We start from the raw sequence: 16,643 nt of genomic DNA, 5'->3' as shown, positions 1-16,643 counted from the left end.
ACTGCTACCTCAAAAAATACATACACCAAGTTGGAAAAAAAGTTGTTTTTTCATACAAAATGTACAAAAGCATTATTCCAGCTGTCCCTCATTTGCTGAACTCAACTCATACAATTTATAAGCCAGCATTAAATCAAAACGATTTTGAGAATCATTAATGTCTATTTGCAATAATTGTTGTATTTTTTCCAAACGGTATAACAACGAACTGCGATGAATATAAAGTGCTTCCGATGTTTTCTTTATGCTGCCATTGTGCTGCAAGTAAATTCTGAGCGTTTCAAATAAGTCCATGCTTTTCCCATCAGAGTAGGAAAGCAGCGGGGACAGTTGTTTTTTAATGAACAAAGAAGCAGCCTCAATATCCTTAATGTGGTGCAGGAGCGTATAAGATCCCAGCTTTTCAAAAAAAGCACAGCCATTTTCTGTATCGCGCTGTTTGACAACATGTAACGCTTGCATTGCTTCTTGGTAGCACCCATAATAATCTTCTATTTTCTCTGCCATACTTCCAATCCCCAAATAAGCACGGCCGTCTGCTCTCCCCGTTTTCAGCCACCGGTCAATGTTTTTTTTGAATGCCTTCCAATATTGAAGGGTATTTTCTTCTTTTTCAGCCGGTACAATTAATACATAGTCATCACCTTTTGTGGCTAGCAGTATATCCTTTTCGTTCATCATAATTCTCGTTTTTAGCTGATCCATCATTAAAGACTTGGTCGCTTGTGCTGCTAGAATATCTTCATCTGTGTGTCCGGGATGTTTTACATCTACAGACAATACGGCAACGCGGTGATGTTTAAACGGATCCCACTGAAAGATATTGGCGTATTGAATAATGCTTTCTTTATTTTCAATGGATGTTACAAGCAGTTTGTTGATAAAACTGTCTTTCACTTGTTCTTTTGCATCCAGCACCAGCTTTTGCTTAATAAATTGAATGGAGTAAATGTTTCTTACAAGATCTACTGTCAAACGGTCAAAATCATCAAATTCTTTTTGGTTGACACAAACAGCAAGATAACCTAACAAATCACCACCGCCATTAATGGGCCAGAACGAAACATTCGTTTCTTTACAGACTGTTAGCATAAATGCAGTGTCTTGCTGCTGCAGCTGAGATACTTCTTCGACTGCAGCCCGTGCAATGGTGTCTATGTGGATGTCGCCAAATGTATCATCAAAAGACATCGGACGCATAAACCGGTCAAACAACACAACAGGTTCAGCAAAAATAGCACTTAATGTGGATGTAATACCGTCAAAATTATCTTTTTCCACTGTTTCAATAATTAACTTCTGCTGATAGTTCAATAATTCATGCAGCTTCTTTTTATGATTTTTTTCGTTATTATACAGACGGATATTTTCTAGAGTAGAAGCAACATGATTCGCCATTAATTCCAAAATCTCTCTATCTTCTTTCGTGAAAACATTACCCATTCTCTTTTGCTCTACGTGGAGCACACCAATGGTTTTTACATCCAATACCATGGGAACTGTTAATTCATCTCCACCTGGCGTTTCTATGTAAGGAAAGTATTCTTTCATTTCATAGTTTTCTTTCACATTAATATACATTGGTTTCGTTAGCTTCCCATATGCAGGAGGCTGAAATGTAAAGCAATTCTCCTTATCGTTAAACAAATATATCCCTGCAAATTGCGCCTGGGTTCCTTTCCCGGTGCGTTCTACTAATTTTGATACCAATGACTCCACCGATTCATCGAGCAAAATATTTTGGTTCATCCACTCCATGCCCCACATTTTCTTTCGTTCTGATTCTTTTTGTTTGGCTAATGTTAATGCGACGGCTACGTCTCGGCCAAATTCAGTAAATATATTACTCATTTGCAATAAAGGAATTTCTTCTAAATAACCAATCGCACAAAACCCGTAAATGTTGGACTCATCCTGAAGCGGCACGGTAAACCACGTTTTCACCTTATCCCTGTTTAATAGATCTAAAAAGGCACATGACTCTCCCTTGTCGATGTCTTTATACGTTAAACTCGACTGAAACAGCCCTTCATAACACGCATGAATGGGCAAAGGAAAAGATTCCTTCAGCCACTGCAGCTCACCACTCCACACTTTTGGAATTAAATTCTCATTCTCAATCAAAATCACACTGACGAAATCACAGCTTAATTCCGATTGAAACGAATCTGTTAAATACTGCAGCGCCTCTTCCTCTGTATCAAATTGAACAAGCTGCCTGGATGTCATGCGAAGATGGTCTTCTACTTTTTTCATTACTTTCTCTCGCTTATTGACCATAACACGATCCTCCCCTCCACCTGATCGTATTCCATCATACATTTCTTATGAAGCGGCGTACACATCAAAAAGTCTTTCTCTTTCATTCATAACAGAAAAAAACCCTATATTCCAATGGAAATGTTCTGCATCTTTATTTTCCATTGAATATAGGGGGTATCATCCTTATTAATTAAAAAACCCTTACCTACAGCTTTATTTCCTGGAGATCTTCACTAACAATAATATTACCGTTAAACACAGATGCTATCTCATCGTAAACCTGCCTTTCATTTATATCTGGAAGAAAATGATTGGTGATTAACGTAGAAACACCTGCTTTTTTTGCTGTTTCTGCTGCTTGTTGAGGTGTACAGTGTTCTCTTTGCAAGCTTTCCCAAATTCTATGCTCTTGTTCATCGTTACCTTCATAAGCACTATTAGATGTTAAACAGCATTCATGAACAATGACATCTGCTCCTTCTGACAGCTGTACCAGCGCATTTACGGGAGAAGTATCTCCGGAAAAAACAACGGCCTTGTCTTTGGTCTGAAAGCGATATGCAAAAGTAGGTTCATAGTGTACCATTTCTTCGCATGTCACCTCTATAGGCAGGCTTGTATTAACCAATCCTGCATCCTCTATTTCTATAATCTCAACGTCCAATATTCCTTCGGGGGATCGTCCCAGTGACTTTCGATATTCTACATCACTGCGCAGTGTACTAAGTACTGCTTCATGAAAATCCCGGGTGCCTTTTGGCCCATAAACAGTTAATTTCTTCCGCCCTAACGTCCAACCGCCAATCAAAAATTGTCCGTAACCAAGCATATGATCGCAGTGCAAATGCGTAAAAAACAAATGATGTATATCTTGTGGTTGAAACCCTGCTTTCATAATTTGTGTAGTTGCTCCTTCACCACAGTCAATTAAAATAGGAATGTTCTCCATTATTAACAACTCTGCTGAAGGCATACGTTCTAGATTTGGAACAGGAGCCCCTGTTCCGAGCATGATTACTTTTGCTTCCTGATCCATTGATGTTTCAGCTCCTTTTCATTTTGCACCTTTTAATGTACCGACAGCCTCGTTTTCCTATGATTATATAAGGCTACGAATACAGATAATACTGCTAATAAAAGAAAAACAACAGCTACAGGCCTTTCAGTAAAAATAACCAAGCTTCCTTCTGACATAATTAACGATTGACGAAGTGAAGTTTCCGCCAGCGGCCCCAAAATAATTGCAATTAACATCGGGACGACGGGATAACCGAATTTAGGAAGAATATAGCCAATAAAACCAAATGCAACAGCAATCCAAACAGCTGTCATAGAGTTATCATAAGCAAAAGAACCTACCAAACAAAAAACTAAGATAATTGGAAATAATATAGAGGAAGGCACTAATGTAATTCGTTTAAATCCTCTAATAGAAAGTTTTGCCACAATGTACATGCATATGTTGACTACAATAAAGCCAATCATCACTGTGTACACCATTCCACCGTGCTGCTCAAACAACTCCGGCCCAGGTTGTAATCCTTGAATTAACAGAGAACTTAACAGCACTGCTGTAACGACATCACCAGGTATCCCTAATGTCATCATGGGTATTAATGTAGCTCCCGTTGTACCGTTATTACTGGCTTCGGATGCTGCTACCCCCTCTAAACTGCCCTTTCCATATTGTTCTGGATTTTTCGATGTACGCTTAGCTTCATTGTAACTAATAAAAGAAGCAATAGCTCCTCCGGTTCCAGGGATAGAACCAATGAAACTGCCGATTAAGCTGGATTTAAAAATAACCCGTTTGTAAGGTCTTAAAAAACGCCAGCCTATTTTTTCGTTGTCTACCTTTGAAGGGGTAGAAATTTTCTTCATGCCTTTTTCCACTTGTCTAAATACTTCGGCAATAGCAAACAAACCAATTAGTGCTGGTATAATATTCACTCCTGACAAGAGAGCACTGCTTCCAAACGTTAACCTCTGACTGCCTGCGAGTGGGTCTAATCCAATGGAAGCAATGAAAACGCCAAGACTAGCCATGACTAACCCTTTGTTAAAAGATTTGCCGCTGACGCTTGCAATAATGGTTAACCCAAAAAGTGCAAGAGCAAAATATTCAGGAGGTCCAAAGTTTAGCGCAAACTTTGCGATTTGCGGCGCGGCAAACAGCAGCAAAATACCGCTTATTAATCCACCCGTAACAGAAGCTATCAATGAAACATTTAATGCTTTGCCGGCTTCACCCTTTTGAGACAAAGCAAATCCATCAACAGCTGTAGCTGCTGAAGCTGGAGTTCCAGGCGTCCTTAATAATACAGCTCCAACAGAACCAGCATATGTCCCGGCACAATAGACTCCAAGCAACAACAATATTGCTGATTCAGGAGGAAGTCCAAACGTAAAAGGAATCATCAGGGCAACTGCCAGCGTTACACTTAACCCTGGCAATCCACCAACAAACAGCCCTACAAATATTCCTAAAAAAATAAACAGCATGTTTTGCCAAGTAAATATATGTGTAAGTCCATAAAGAATGTTTTCTGCCATCGTTTTCCCCCTTTCCAAAATTACTCGTGCACATTGTATCCACGGCTTTTTCGGACCTACATTATCCCTTCAGGAAAAGAAAGTTTCAGTAAGTGCTCCACTAAATAATACAAGCCAGAAGTAAATAAGATAGAGACCATGACTATTTGCAGCTTTTTCCTATTCCCTATGACAACCATCAAATACAAGGTGGCCAGTAAAGTCGTTAAAAAAAAGCCTAGGAGTGGAATAACGAATATCCATGTGAAAATTCCTGCTGTAATGAAAACAACCCGCCAAATTCCCTTGCTGTTTCTTTTTTCTTTTGACGTCGCTACCTGTTGTTTGGTTTGCTGGTGAACCGCTTTTCCTTTCCCTATCTTTCCAATCACCGATCCGACACTTAAAACGACAATAATAATCGCACTAGCTGTCGGAAAAAAACCTGGCCCGACACTGTGTTCAGAGTTATCTACGACTTGATAGGGGATGATTAATATTAGAAAGATCCCAAAGAGCGCCATTATCACTTGAGGAAATATCTCTTTCCAATTAATTTTCATTCCTCCTCCCTCTCTTCAAAAAACTGTTACATCGAACAGCAGCGTTATTTCAAAAGGCGTCTTATGAAGAACCATTAATCAATTTTCCTAACTGTTCATATTCCATTTTGATGATTTCTGTTATCTCTTCTGAACTTTTATAATTTATATCAAATCCTACTTGTTCAAATGATTCTACTACCGCAGGATCATCTATAGCTTTTTGTATTGCACCGTCTAATGCTTGTACAATTTCTTTTGGCATATCGTTTGGACCATAGAAGAAAAATATTGCAGATGCATTCAAGTCATAGCCTTTTTCCTGCGCTGTAGGAATATCATCAAATTCCTTCTCACCAAAGTTCAATAAAGCTTTTAATTCTCCACTTTCCGCGTAAGGTAAAATATCTGTTTCTGTTAAAATAACAGCATCAACATCTTTGCCCATTAGTGCAGTTCTAGCAGGAGCGTTCCCCTCAAACGGTACCGAATTGACATCCATTCCCGCTTGCTCCTTCAACTGGTCCATAATTAAATCTGGTCTGCTTCCATCCCCTGGTGTGCCGATCGAAACAGAACCAGGATTGTCTTTTGTACTTTCTAAAAATTCCTCAAACGATTTCCACTCACTATCTGGATGGACGGCAAGTATAAAATCACTAACAATTACTTGTGAAATAAGCGTCGGGTCATCATAGTCGTATGCGGTGTTTCCGTAATGCGTATGCATCGTTAATGGTCCATTAGGTGTAAATCCTATTTCGTACCCATTTGGATTAGAGTTTACAATGTCTGTAACTGCTACTACACCACCACCGCCTGGTTTATTTTCAACTGCTACATCTACTTCATTTGGCAGCTGTTTTGTCAGTGACTCAGCAATAGTTCTTGTTACCGTGTCTGTTACTGCCCCAGCTGGAAAGCCAACTGAAATTTTAATTGGTTTTTCAGGATAAGATGAAGCTTCTGTTTCCGAACTTCCCGTTGAATTCCCGCAAGCACTTAAAACAGCTAAAAGAGCGGCTGTTAACAAAGTAAAGATATAACTGCCCATTTTTTTATTCACGTTTACTCCCCCCGTTCTTTCTATTTTTCAATTTCTATAACTTGAAGATCATCTGGCACAATTACTTTTCCACTGTACACTTTCTTAGCATCTAAATATGCTTGCTCTTTATCGATGCGCGGCAGAAAGTGAGTAAGCACAAGCTGTTTAACTCCTGCTTTTTCACCAATTTCACCTGCTTGCCCTGGCGTACAATGTTCTTTTTGCAGGTTCTCCCACATCATTTCACGTTCTCTTGACAACGGTGGTTTGTATGCATCATTCACAGCCATAGCTGCATCCTGAACCAATATATCCGCTCCTTTAGAGAAATCACCAATTACTGGTGTGGGAGCCGTATCCCCAGAAAAAACGACTGCCTTTCCATTCTTTTCAAAACGATAAGCATATGTTTTCACGTTGTGCACCATTTCTGCTGCCGAAACACTTAATGGCAAATCAGTCGGTATTTCTCCAGTGTCTTCGATTTCTACCACATTTACATCCAGCAGCCCTTCCGGATTTTTCCCTAAAGAAGTACGGTATGAAATATCTTCATCGAACATAGATAAGGTCGTATCGTGAAACTTCTTTAATCCCCTCGGCCCATAAATGGTGAGGTGTGTTCTTCCTGCTGTCCAACCACCCAGCAAAAATTGCTGGTAACCCATGAGGTGATCAGAATGTAAATGAGTGAAAAACACTACATTAACTGTTTCAGGCGGGATACCTGCTTTCATTAATTGTTTCGTAGCCCCTTCGCCGCAATCGACTAGTATTGGCTTATTACCTACAAGCAAAACTTGAGCAGCCCCTCCTCTTTCTATGTCAGGTCTTGGACTGCCGGTCCCCAGCATAATCACTTTCATATGGTCCATCCTTTAAAACCTCCTGATAACGCTTACATTTTCAAATATTTCTGTAATTTCTAACAACAATAATAACCAATTATTTTTTTCTCGTTAACATACAACGTGTACAAAATTAAAAATTAAATTCCTCATATTTGTTGAAAGAACTGTCGTTCATGCTCCGTTTAGATTTATTTCTATAAAAATTTGAAAATTCTATTGAATATTTTTTAGGAAGCGTTTACAATCTAACACATCATAACTTTTGTTCAAAACGAACAAAAGGGGCGGACTATATTCAAGAACGAAACGGAGGAAAAATACATGAATATCACATTAACTATGCTAGGTACAGGGAGCCCGCGCCCTACCTTGGAGAGATCAAGTCCTGCTCAAATCATTCAAGCAGATGACCAACTGATTCTTATAGACTGCGGTTACAACACATTTAACCAATTGTTAAAAGTAAACATACGCCCCAATGAGATCACCCATTTATTCATGACACATTTACACGCAGACCATGCGCTCGATTACGCTCACTTTTTAATCACTGGATGGGCTCAAGGACGTAGAAAATTAACTGTTATCGGACCGAAAGGCATGAAAAAATTTCACCGGCACGTTTTAGAAATGTTTTCAGAAGATATTGACTATCGCATGTCACTGGGCCGCCCCGCTGATGGAGTAAAAGAAAATGTCACCATTATTGAGATAGAAGAACCAGGCGACATTGACTTACCACTTGGTTTTGAGAGAATCACTGCCGAACAAATGGTTCATAACGTTCTAACATATGGCTTTCGTTTTGAAACCGGTGACAAAACTATTGCTGTTGCAGGCGACACTGCTCCAACAGAGAGTGTTCCTAGACTGGCAAAAGAAGCAGATGTATTTGTGCTTGATGCCTGTCTTGCCGCAAACAAATATGATGGCAATAATGCCAGCAAAGAAGTCAATCACATCTGGGAACAATTGCAAAAAGAGCATTGTACACCTAAACAATGCGGTGAGTTAGCTCAAGAGGCCAATGCGTCGACACTTGTATTAACGCATTTTTTGCCGGGAGTTGACACGAAAAAAGCATATGAAGAGGCAAAAAAGGAATTTGAAGGAGAAGTGATTGTACCAAGTGACTTGCAGACGATACACGTCTAAATCTGAAGATGAGGAAAGGGGAAATTGGAATGACTTCATTTTGGTATAAAATGATTTTATTCACTGGCTTAATCTTCTTACTTGCTGCATGTTCCGAGCAGCAATCAGCAGACAGCAAAACTTCACAAGAGGGGGTCGTTCCAATTTACACCCCTTCAGCCAGTGGTATTAACTATGTTATCTCAGCAGGCACTGCCAATGTATTAACCAATAAAAAAGAATTCGACGGGCGCATTGTCTTCTCTACTGAAGCAACCAGTGGATCAACCGAGTTAATGTATTTGCTGCTAGAAAGCGAAAAAAATCATGAACCTGCGATTGCTGCACCTGCGAATGTGGCTGCAACCGAACTATACAATGGCAATTCAGAAGAGCTGCCTGGGGAACATACAGGACTGCGCAACATCGGTTTTTTAAGCGGAACAACGATGCACGTTGTAAGTGCTGTCAATTCTTCTATAGAAGATTTTAATGACTTGCAGGGAAAAACCATCGGCATTCCAGCACCGGAAACACCACCCAGTAATTTTTTGGAACACCTTTTAGACGCTTACGGGCTGGCAGGAGAATATGAAACATTGCCGCTCGGAAGCTTACCGGAAGTACAAGAGGCTCTAGCAGAAGGCAGTGTGGATGCTGGGCTGTTATTTGGTGCTGTACCTGCCCCTACTGTACAAGAACTTACACAGACTGAAGATGTTAATATTTTGTCCATTGATCACGATGTAGCAGAGTCTTTTTTTGAAGAACATCCTTATTATTCACCTGTAACATTAGAAGCAGGCACATATGCAGGCCAAGAAAGAGAATTATTTATTGGTTCTTTTTATTCAAATTTCATTACCCATCAGCATACTGATGATGACATCGTTTATCATTTCATCGAAGGAATCATGGAAAATCAAGACACATTACAAGCAGTCCATCCTACTTTTAATATCGATGAAAATACGATTATACATGACAACGACCTTCCGTATCACGATGGAGCTATTCGATACTTTGAGGACAATGACATTGATTATAATCAATAATCTAAATATTAGAAACCTTTTTATCACCTCTTAAGAAAGGAGTCCAGGCAATGATTCTTCGTGTGCAATCTATTTTCATTCTTTGTTTATCCACGGCTTTAGGACTGTTTCACCTGTATGCCAGCGGGATTCAATTATTTCCCGCCGTCCAACAGCGCGGTGTGCACCTTGGTATTGGTTTGGCTCTCATATTTTTGCTGTACCCTGTCATTAAGAAAAAAACAGAAGAGCACACACAGAATAATTGGGAAATTATTATAAGTTTTATTCTTGCTTTTCTCTCTCTTTATATTGGCTATTACTTTTTTATGAACTATAGAGAATTGTACTCACTTTTTGGCAGTCTAGGTGTTGAACTAACCATTGTTGGATTATTGACGCTTCTGTTAACGTTAGAAGCTACTCGCAGAATTATAGGCTGGACACTGCCAATTCTGGCCGCTGTTTTCTTGCTGTTTGCCTTTTTCGGGGATCACTTGCCACTATTATTTGCCCATTCCGGCTTTTCATTTGAACAGATTCTTGCAAACGTTTCCTTAACAGCAGGGGGTATTCTTGGAGTACCTTTAGGTGTTTCTGCAACATACGTTGTTTTATTTGTACTCTTTGGGGCTTTTCTAGAAAAGTCCGGAGCAGGACAATTGTTTATTGACTTATCATTTGCTTTAGTAGGTAAGTTTCGTGGTGGTGCTACTAAAGTATCTATTCTTGCAAGCGCTTTATTTGGAACGATAAGTGGAAGCCAAGTTGCGAATGTGTCCTCTACAGGAGTGTTGACGATTCCACTAATGAAACGAAGTGGTTATTCGTCACGGTATGCTGGTGCAGTAGAATCGGTGGCCTCTACGGGCGGGATGTTCCTTCCACCTGTTATGGGTGCAGTGGCCTTTTTAATTGCTGATTTTCTTCAAGTTCCTTACGTTCAAGTTATTTTAGCTGCAATTATCCCTGCCGTTCTATATTTTATAGCTGTTTTTATCATGGCAGATTTACGTGCAGCCCGTATTGGTGCATCTTATCAAAAAGATGACTATGAAATACCAAACTTAAAGTACTTGTTTGTCCAAAAAGGACATCTATTGCTGCCACTGCTCTTACTGATTTACCTTTTAATTGTCGAACAAATGAATCCTCCTAAAGCCGCTTTTTGGTCTATTATAGCAATGCCGCTTGCTTCATGGCTTCGTAAAGAAACACGAATGAGTCCAGCTGATATTGTTGAATGTATCAAATCAGGTGTAAAACTTTCTCTTATTGTCATCGCTGCGTGTGCAAGTGCTGGAATAATTATTGGTATTATTAACATGACAGGACTTGGGCTGCGTTTTTCCAGCATACTTATTGAGCTTTCAGGAGAAAATTTATTCCCGTTGCTTATCTTAACGATGATTGCTTCTATTATTATGGGAATGGGACTTCCTCCTGTTGCTTCTTACATCATTCTAGCGACACTTGCTGCGCCGGCTATCACACAATTAGGTGTTCCTGACTTGGCTGCTCATTTATTTATTTTTTACTATGGAACTCTCTCAGCCATCACACCTCCTGTAGCTATAGCAGCCTATGCCGCAAGCGGAATTGCAAAGTCCAACCCAATGAGTACGTCTTTTACGGCTGTGAAATTAGCCTCAGTTGCTTTTATTGTGCCATTTATGTTCGTGTACGGCCCTGCTCTTATTTTCGATGGCAGTTGGTTTAACATTCTCGGATCATTTGTGACAGCATTAGTTGGTATCTTTGCCCTTAGCGTCGGTATGGAAGGACACTTAAAGAACAAAATCGAATTTCTATCACGCAGCCTGTTCTTGATTGGCGCCCTTCTATTAATGATTGTTGGGTGGGGTACCGACTTCATTGGATTCATCATCATTGCTGCTGTATTCTTCCGTGAGTGGAAAAAACAACAAGATGCTGCACGTACAAATGCCGTCTTACACGATGCCAAATAAAACACGGTGGCTATCTCTTTGCGACACGAGACAATTAAGATAAGATATCAATATTACTAATGAAAGAAAAGAACCTGCAAAAGAAGGTTCTTTTCCTTCTGCTTATTATCCAAGAGATACATACTGAGTTAGGTGATAATTATGTTAATGACACTGCTGCAAGATACGTCTATTAAAAACATCCCATTAAAAATGGTGTATCAAACTATCCTTCAAAAAGGACCTATTTCACGCAATGATATTATTAAAGAAACGGAGCTTAACCGTTCAAAGGTTGTACGCTTAATTCAACAGTTGGTTAACCAAGATTTAATATATTCATACGGAGAGGACGTTCCACATGGAGGGAGGCCGCCGGTTTTATTTGAAGTAAATGCTTCTGCATCTTATATTGTCGGTGTTCATATTATTCGCATGCATGTTCAAGTTGCTTTGTATGATATAAAAGGGAATGAACGGGAACATAAACAAATTATGTTAACCCAAAGCCACACTTCTACAAAGGTTATAGACCATATAATACAGACGATAAAAGAATTTCTAAAAAAACATGCTGTCTCATCTCATCATTTTTTGGGAATTGGAATCGGTTCGATTGGACCAATTGACAAACAAAATGGTCTCATTCTAAACCCTAGTTTTTTCCCTGCTCCTGATTGGAAAGCAGTTCCTATCGTGAAAGAACTAAAAGAACATTTCCATTGTAAAGTGCTTCTTGAATACGGCTCAAATACAGCTGCATTGGGAGAATATATATATGAACACTCTCAATTTAATAGTCTTCTCTACATTATGAACGCGTGGAACTTTGGATGCGGTATTATATCCGACCGCCGTTTGTGGCATAGTCGTCATGGAGATGTATTAAGTTACGGACATATGGTTGTAGATATACACGGAAACCTTTGCCGCTGTGGTAACAGAGGTTGTTTAGTATCGTACACATCGCTTCCAGCACTGCTTGATAACATTCAAGCTGAAGTGTCATCCATAATAGAAAAAGAAAATGTTCATGCCAGCCATTCCTCTGTCAATGATATCATGCGTATTTTTTTATCCAGCCATGATACCGTTCAACGGATTGTTCTGAATTCTGCTGAATATTTAGGTATTGGAGCAGCTAATTTAGTGAACACCATCAAACCCGAAACAGTGGTCTTAGACGGCCCGCTCATCCATCAACATCCTTCCTATTACGAAAAGGTTGTTGAAACCGCTCAACGTTATCTATTTCAGGATATAGACGGTACTTTTCAAAAAGCCTCTATGCCTGGGAAAGCAGCTTTAATCGGAGCCTCCAGACTTGTTCTCGATTCTTATTTTGAATTGTAGCGAACACTTAACTAATACCAAACCTTTAAGTGCAGGCGGCTGCCGGATTCCACTGACACATTTTAATCATATCGATGACTGGTTCATACTCATGCACTGCACTCTCCTGTCCACAGCAGAAAAAGCCGGCTTGTCGTCGAGTCGTCATAGCGGAGGCCTGCTGTTTTCCTTATCCTTTTACAGCACCATCGTTTTTAATGTATAAAAAACGATGCTACTGCAAATATCAAGGTGGGTATACTGTGTGCTTGATTGTCTATTACTTGGCGGGCGGCAACTAGAAAACAGAGGTGATCGCAGACCCTGCAAACTTTATAGAAGCAAAAAACCAAAAGGAAAAGAGAATGAGTCACTCTTTCCTTTTGGTTTCCATGTATCATTTACGGTTGGAATACACTGTTCACTTCTTGATGTCCATCTTTATACTCTTCTTCATGCTGCAAGTTAAAGGTTTCCATAATTGGTGTGTCATGTACAGAGAATAGGTGAACCGCTTCATCGCCAGTATTTACGTGTTCGTGCCAAGACCAGCTTGGAATAACGAAAAAGTCACCTTTTTCCCATTCAAACTTCACTCCATCAATAACGGAATAACCGCTGCCGCTGTGCACATGAACAACAGAAGAGTTTGTATGGCGGTGTGCTTTCCCACGGAATCCTACCGGCAGACGCTGCATCCAGGAAGCAATATTGACATTTGCTGTATCACCTGTTGTTGGGTTAATAAACTCCACTGCATGTCCGTCATATACATCCGGATCAAACTCTTCCAGACCGTCCAACGCCTCTTTTGTTTGCTGCCACTTGTACGTCCCAACTGGAGCTTTCTTCGGCTTACGGTCTTTAATTGGGCGAACAAGGCCGCCTTGATAGTGGTTCGGAGAATAGTTATCCGCTCTTTCTGGCTTTTGGACACCTTCTTCTGGATAGCCTTCAAAGAAAGAACCGCCAATTGAATAGATGAATGGGATATCAAGAACATCCATCCAAAGCATTGGTTCCTCTCCTTCATGGCCGTGGCCGTGCCAGCACTCTTGCGGAGTAACAACAAAGTCGCCTTCATTCATAAACAACCGTTCACCATCAACGATGGAGTATGCGCCTTCTCCTTCCATAATGAAACGAAGCGCGCTCTGTTTATGACGGTGAGAAGGTGCTTCTTCTCCAGGCAGGATTAATTGCACCGCTGCATAAATGTTTTGGGTGGCTGCACCCCATCCCCATGGCTCTCTATCTTTCATTTTTGGGTTTTGAAGATAAATCGCGCGTCTTTCCCCGCCACGTTCTGGGGTGAATATTTTTGTTGCTTCCATGAGGTGTTCTTTAATGACGCTGCCTTTCCATAAATACGGCTCTGCATGTTGAGCCGGCTCTTTGCTGACGAGCTCAGGAATAGCATTCCAAAGAGGACCGAGCTCATCTTTTTCAATTTTTTTATTAAAATCTTTGACCTCTTGACTTTCCATAAACGCATTGGTTTCCATGATGTTTCCCCTCCTTTAGCTTCCTCGTGAAATGATGCGCTGGCATTGTTTTATGATGGGAATTTCCTTATTCTAAAAGCTTCTTGCTGGAAAGACGCTGGTTGTTGCAGTCGAGTTCGTACAACAAATGCATGTACGAACTCTTTTTCTAGGTGAAAGTTTTATTTGTTAACCGTTGTTTTATCTGTACTATTAACAAAATGTCCATACAACCAATCTACGATTTCAAAATCTTGCGCGTCGCGTTCTTTCATATATGCATCTCTTGTCAACGTGGCAATATCGTTATCGGTATGCAAAATGTCTCCCCATGTTCTAGCTGTTTTCTGCACTTTATTAGCACGAGCTACTCTTTCTTGCTGATATGCTTGGAATGCATCTTCTACACTGTTGTTTTCTTTCAACTGATTCGTAAGTGAATCAGCATCTTCTAGTGCTTGGCAAGCCCCTTGTGCCAAATATTGAAGCATTGGGTGTGCAGAGTCACCTAAAAGCGTAAAGTTACCTTCTGCCCACTTTTCTAACGGTTCACGGTCATATAATGGCCATCTTCTTTGACGCTGCATAAATGTAACAGCATTTTGAACTTCCGGCACGCAACGACCAAAATGTTCATCAAGCTCTTCTGGTGTACCCCATTGATCGGTATGCTCGATTTCTTTTGTGTAATTGAAACTTCTAAACACAGCTACTTGGTTGTACAATTCTTTTCTGCGTATCGGATACTGTACGAGGTGAAGATGCGGGCCGATCCACATAATAACGTCATCAAAATCCGCGTGTTCACTAATTTCTTCCATTGGAATCGCACCACGGTAAGCGACGTACTCAGAGCAGATTGCTTCATCATCTATAATCTGCTTACGGCTTTCAGACCATAATCCATCTGCTCCAATAAGAGAATCAGCTTCATATGTCTTGCCATTGTCACACGAAATAGTAACAGAATCCGGACCGCGTTGAATATCAGTAATCATATGGTTTGTTAGAAGCGTAATATCATCATTTCTCTCACACGCTTCAAGCAGCACTTTATGAAGGTCTGTACGGTGCATAACTGTGTAAGAATAGCCGTACCTTTCTTTAAATGCATCTCCCAAGTCCAAAGCGGACAGCTCTTCACCTGTGTATGCGTCTTTTAAAACAAGGCGCTGAGGATAAACAGCGTATTTATCAAGTTCGCCTAACAAATTAAAGCGATCTAAGATAGCCATGGCATTCGGTGCCAACTGAATACCTGCACCAATCTCACCAAACTCTGGAGCTTGCTCTAGTACAGCTACTTTATGACCGGCATCGGCAGCTCCTAAAGCAGCTGCCAATCCGCCAATTCCTCCACCAATAATTGTCATAGGAAGTGTGTTATTGCTCATACGTGACACCTCTTTGTGATAGTTTTGAATACTCTCTTGCTGTTTTATTAAAAAATATGAACGCGATTACAATTTCACTTCGGCTCTTTTCGCTGCCTTGACACGGTTTTCCAATGTACCTACAGAATCGATGTTTACTGTGCAGACATCTCCGTCTTTCATAAATGTTTTCGGATCTCTTGCAAATCCTACGCCGCCAGGTGTTCCGGAAAGAATGACGTCGCCTGGTTCAAGAGTCATAAGACCAGAGAAGAATTCGACGAGATCTTCTACGCTGAACACAAGGTTTTTCGTATTGGAACGTTGTCTTTCTTCTCCATTTACAGATAGAGAGATTTCTAGATTAGAAGGATCAGTAAGCTCATCGGATGTTACAAGCCAAGGACCTAGTGGTGCTGTTCCGTCTACAGATTTACCTTGCAGCCACTGTAACGTTCTTCTTTGCAAGTCACGATATGTTACGTCATTGGCAACAGTATAACCTGCTACATAATCAAGCGCGTCTTCTTTTTTCACGTTGCAAGCTCGTTTTCCGATAACGATGGCAAATTCTGCTTCATAGTCCAATTGATCCGAAATGTCATACTTTGGAATATCGTCTTCTGGTCCGATAATTGTATTCGCAAATTTCGCAAAGGACACTGGATATTCTGGCAAGTCACGTCCCATTTCCAAAATATGTTCACGATAGTTGTGACCAACGCAGAGAATTTTTTGCGGCGCTTGAACTGGTGCGTTAAGCTTCACTTCATCTCGTGGGAATGTGCACTGTTTCTTCCATTCGTCTGAAGCGTTTTCAACGCTGCTTAAAACATACTTAGCTTCTTCCAGGCTTTTCTCGCCGCCTTTTAAGAATTCCGCTGTTTCAGAAGGGAAAACCGTCTTGGCCATTTCCTCTGCGCGTACGCTTCCTCCGTCCTTTAATAGTGCTGCATATGCTTTTTGCAAATCAACAACAACATCGTTTTCTACAACACCGATGCGTTGATTTTCTTTTTCTTCACTTTTCAACTGAAACATTACTAATTTCATGAACCTTCCACCTTTCATCGGAATAGTGAACTAATTTTACTATTTAGAG

The 16,643-nt window shown here is 40.4% G+C and carries 14 protein-coding genes; 4 read left to right on the top strand and 10 right to left on the bottom strand.

Annotated features, from left to right (window positions below; translation table 11 throughout):
- Positions 1-72 precede the first annotated feature (72 nt).
- The 6 genes from BLT18_RS03430 to BLT18_RS03405 all read right to left on the bottom strand — a co-directional run bounded on the left by BLT18_RS03430 (position 73) and on the right by BLT18_RS03405 (position 7,259).
- Positions 73-2,280 (bottom strand): helix-turn-helix domain-containing protein, encoded by a 2,208-nt coding sequence (locus tag BLT18_RS03430; RefSeq protein WP_245705163.1) that lies wholly within the window; start codon positions 2,278-2,280, stop codon positions 73-75.
- Between the two features lie 187 nt (positions 2,281-2,467).
- Positions 2,468-3,298: an MBL fold metallo-hydrolase gene (locus tag BLT18_RS03425; protein ID WP_091271249.1), complete on the bottom strand. Its 831-nt coding sequence runs from the start codon at positions 3,296-3,298 to the stop codon at positions 2,468-2,470.
- A gap of 32 nt (positions 3,299-3,330) precedes the next feature.
- Positions 3,331-4,815 carry a tripartite tricarboxylate transporter permease gene (locus tag BLT18_RS03420; RefSeq protein WP_091271247.1) on the bottom strand — a complete coding sequence of 495 codons (1,485 nt, stop codon included), beginning with the start codon at positions 4,813-4,815 and terminating at the stop codon, positions 3,331-3,333.
- 56 nt (positions 4,816-4,871) lie between these two features.
- The gene (locus tag BLT18_RS03415; protein ID WP_091271246.1) at positions 4,872-5,357 is read right to left on the bottom strand and encodes a tripartite tricarboxylate transporter TctB family protein; all 486 of its coding nucleotides are present in this window, start codon (positions 5,355-5,357) and stop codon (positions 4,872-4,874) included.
- 61 nt (positions 5,358-5,418) lie between these two features.
- On the bottom strand, positions 5,419-6,402 hold the full coding sequence (locus BLT18_RS03410; RefSeq protein WP_091271244.1) for a tripartite tricarboxylate transporter substrate binding protein: 984 nt from the start codon (positions 6,400-6,402) through the stop codon (positions 5,419-5,421).
- Positions 6,403-6,422: 20 nt separating this feature from the next.
- On the bottom strand, positions 6,423-7,259 hold the full coding sequence (locus BLT18_RS03405; protein ID WP_091271242.1) for an MBL fold metallo-hydrolase: 837 nt from the start codon (positions 7,257-7,259) through the stop codon (positions 6,423-6,425).
- 297 nt (positions 7,260-7,556) lie between these two features.
- Here BLT18_RS03405 and BLT18_RS03400 point away from each other — a divergent pair, with 297 nt between their 5' ends.
- The 4 genes from BLT18_RS03400 (at position 7,557) to BLT18_RS03385 (ending at position 12,705) form a co-directional block, all read left to right on the top strand.
- Positions 7,557-8,390: an MBL fold metallo-hydrolase gene (locus BLT18_RS03400; protein WP_091271240.1), complete on the top strand. Its 834-nt coding sequence runs from the start codon at positions 7,557-7,559 to the stop codon at positions 8,388-8,390.
- Positions 8,391-8,419: 29 nt separating this feature from the next.
- On the top strand, positions 8,420-9,424 hold the full coding sequence (locus tag BLT18_RS03395) for a TAXI family TRAP transporter solute-binding subunit (RefSeq protein ID WP_175487358.1): 1,005 nt from the start codon (positions 8,420-8,422) through the stop codon (positions 9,422-9,424).
- Between the two features lie 50 nt (positions 9,425-9,474).
- On the top strand, positions 9,475-11,373 hold the full coding sequence (locus BLT18_RS03390) for a TRAP transporter permease (RefSeq protein WP_091271235.1): 1,899 nt from the start codon (positions 9,475-9,477) through the stop codon (positions 11,371-11,373).
- 141 nt (positions 11,374-11,514) lie between these two features.
- Positions 11,515-12,705, top strand: a complete 1,191-nt coding sequence (locus tag BLT18_RS03385) for an ROK family protein (RefSeq protein ID WP_091271233.1) — start codon at positions 11,515-11,517, stop codon at positions 12,703-12,705.
- A 25-nt stretch (positions 12,706-12,730) separates the two neighbouring features.
- Here the strand turns inward: BLT18_RS03385 and BLT18_RS18640 are convergent, their stop codons facing one another.
- The 4 genes from BLT18_RS18640 to BLT18_RS03370 all read right to left on the bottom strand — a co-directional run bounded on the left by BLT18_RS18640 (position 12,731) and on the right by BLT18_RS03370 (position 16,594).
- Positions 12,731-12,853 (bottom strand): hypothetical protein, encoded by a 123-nt coding sequence (locus BLT18_RS18640; protein ID WP_281242330.1) that lies wholly within the window; start codon positions 12,851-12,853, stop codon positions 12,731-12,733.
- Between the two features lie 232 nt (positions 12,854-13,085).
- Complete coding sequence (locus BLT18_RS03380; RefSeq protein ID WP_091271231.1) at positions 13,086-14,192, bottom strand: cupin domain-containing protein; 1,107 nt, start codon at positions 14,190-14,192, stop codon at positions 13,086-13,088.
- A 158-nt stretch (positions 14,193-14,350) separates the two neighbouring features.
- Positions 14,351-15,562 (bottom strand): FAD-dependent monooxygenase, encoded by a 1,212-nt coding sequence (locus tag BLT18_RS03375; protein WP_091271229.1) that lies wholly within the window; start codon positions 15,560-15,562, stop codon positions 14,351-14,353.
- 66 nt (positions 15,563-15,628) lie between these two features.
- Positions 15,629-16,594 (bottom strand): fumarylacetoacetate hydrolase family protein, encoded by a 966-nt coding sequence (locus BLT18_RS03370; RefSeq protein ID WP_091271227.1) that lies wholly within the window; start codon positions 16,592-16,594, stop codon positions 15,629-15,631.
- Between the last annotated feature and the right edge of the window lie 49 nt (positions 16,595-16,643).

It is taken from the genome of Alteribacillus persepolensis (genome assembly GCF_900099605.1).
GTDB lineage: Bacteria > Bacillota > Bacilli > Bacillales > Marinococcaceae > Alteribacillus > Alteribacillus persepolensis.
Note: the sequence above shows the minus strand (reverse complement) of the source record. Positions and strands in the feature narration are given on the sequence as shown.

Bases quoted from the DNA above. Each gene is read 5' to 3' on its own strand.
- BLT18_RS03430 (WP_245705163.1), bottom strand. From the start codon at position 2,280: ATGGTCAATAAGCGAGAGAAAGTAATGAAAAAAGTAGAAGACCATCTT.
- BLT18_RS03425 (WP_091271249.1), bottom strand. From the start codon at position 3,298: ATGGATCAGGAAGCAAAAGTAATCATGCTCGGAACAGGGGCTCCTGTT.
- BLT18_RS03420 (WP_091271247.1), bottom strand. From the start codon at position 4,815: ATGGCAGAAAACATTCTTTATGGACTTACACATATATTTACTTGGCAA.
- BLT18_RS03415 (WP_091271246.1), bottom strand. From the start codon at position 5,357: ATGAAAATTAATTGGAAAGAGATATTTCCTCAAGTGATAATGGCGCTC.
- BLT18_RS03405 (WP_091271242.1), bottom strand. From the start codon at position 7,259: ATGGACCATATGAAAGTGATTATGCTGGGGACCGGCAGTCCAAGACCT.
- BLT18_RS03400 (WP_091271240.1), top strand. From the start codon at position 7,557: ATGAATATCACATTAACTATGCTAGGTACAGGGAGCCCGCGCCCTACC.
- BLT18_RS03395 (WP_175487358.1), top strand. From the start codon at position 8,420: ATGACTTCATTTTGGTATAAAATGATTTTATTCACTGGCTTAATCTTC.
- BLT18_RS03390 (WP_091271235.1), top strand. From the start codon at position 9,475: ATGATTCTTCGTGTGCAATCTATTTTCATTCTTTGTTTATCCACGGCT.
- BLT18_RS03385 (WP_091271233.1), top strand. From the start codon at position 11,515: ATGTTAATGACACTGCTGCAAGATACGTCTATTAAAAACATCCCATTA.
- BLT18_RS18640 (WP_281242330.1), bottom strand. From the start codon at position 12,853: ATGACGACTCGACGACAAGCCGGCTTTTTCTGCTGTGGACAGGAGAGT.
- BLT18_RS03375 (WP_091271229.1), bottom strand. From the start codon at position 15,562: ATGAGCAATAACACACTTCCTATGACAATTATTGGTGGAGGAATTGGC.
- BLT18_RS03370 (WP_091271227.1), bottom strand. From the start codon at position 16,594: ATGAAATTAGTAATGTTTCAGTTGAAAAGTGAAGAAAAAGAAAATCAA.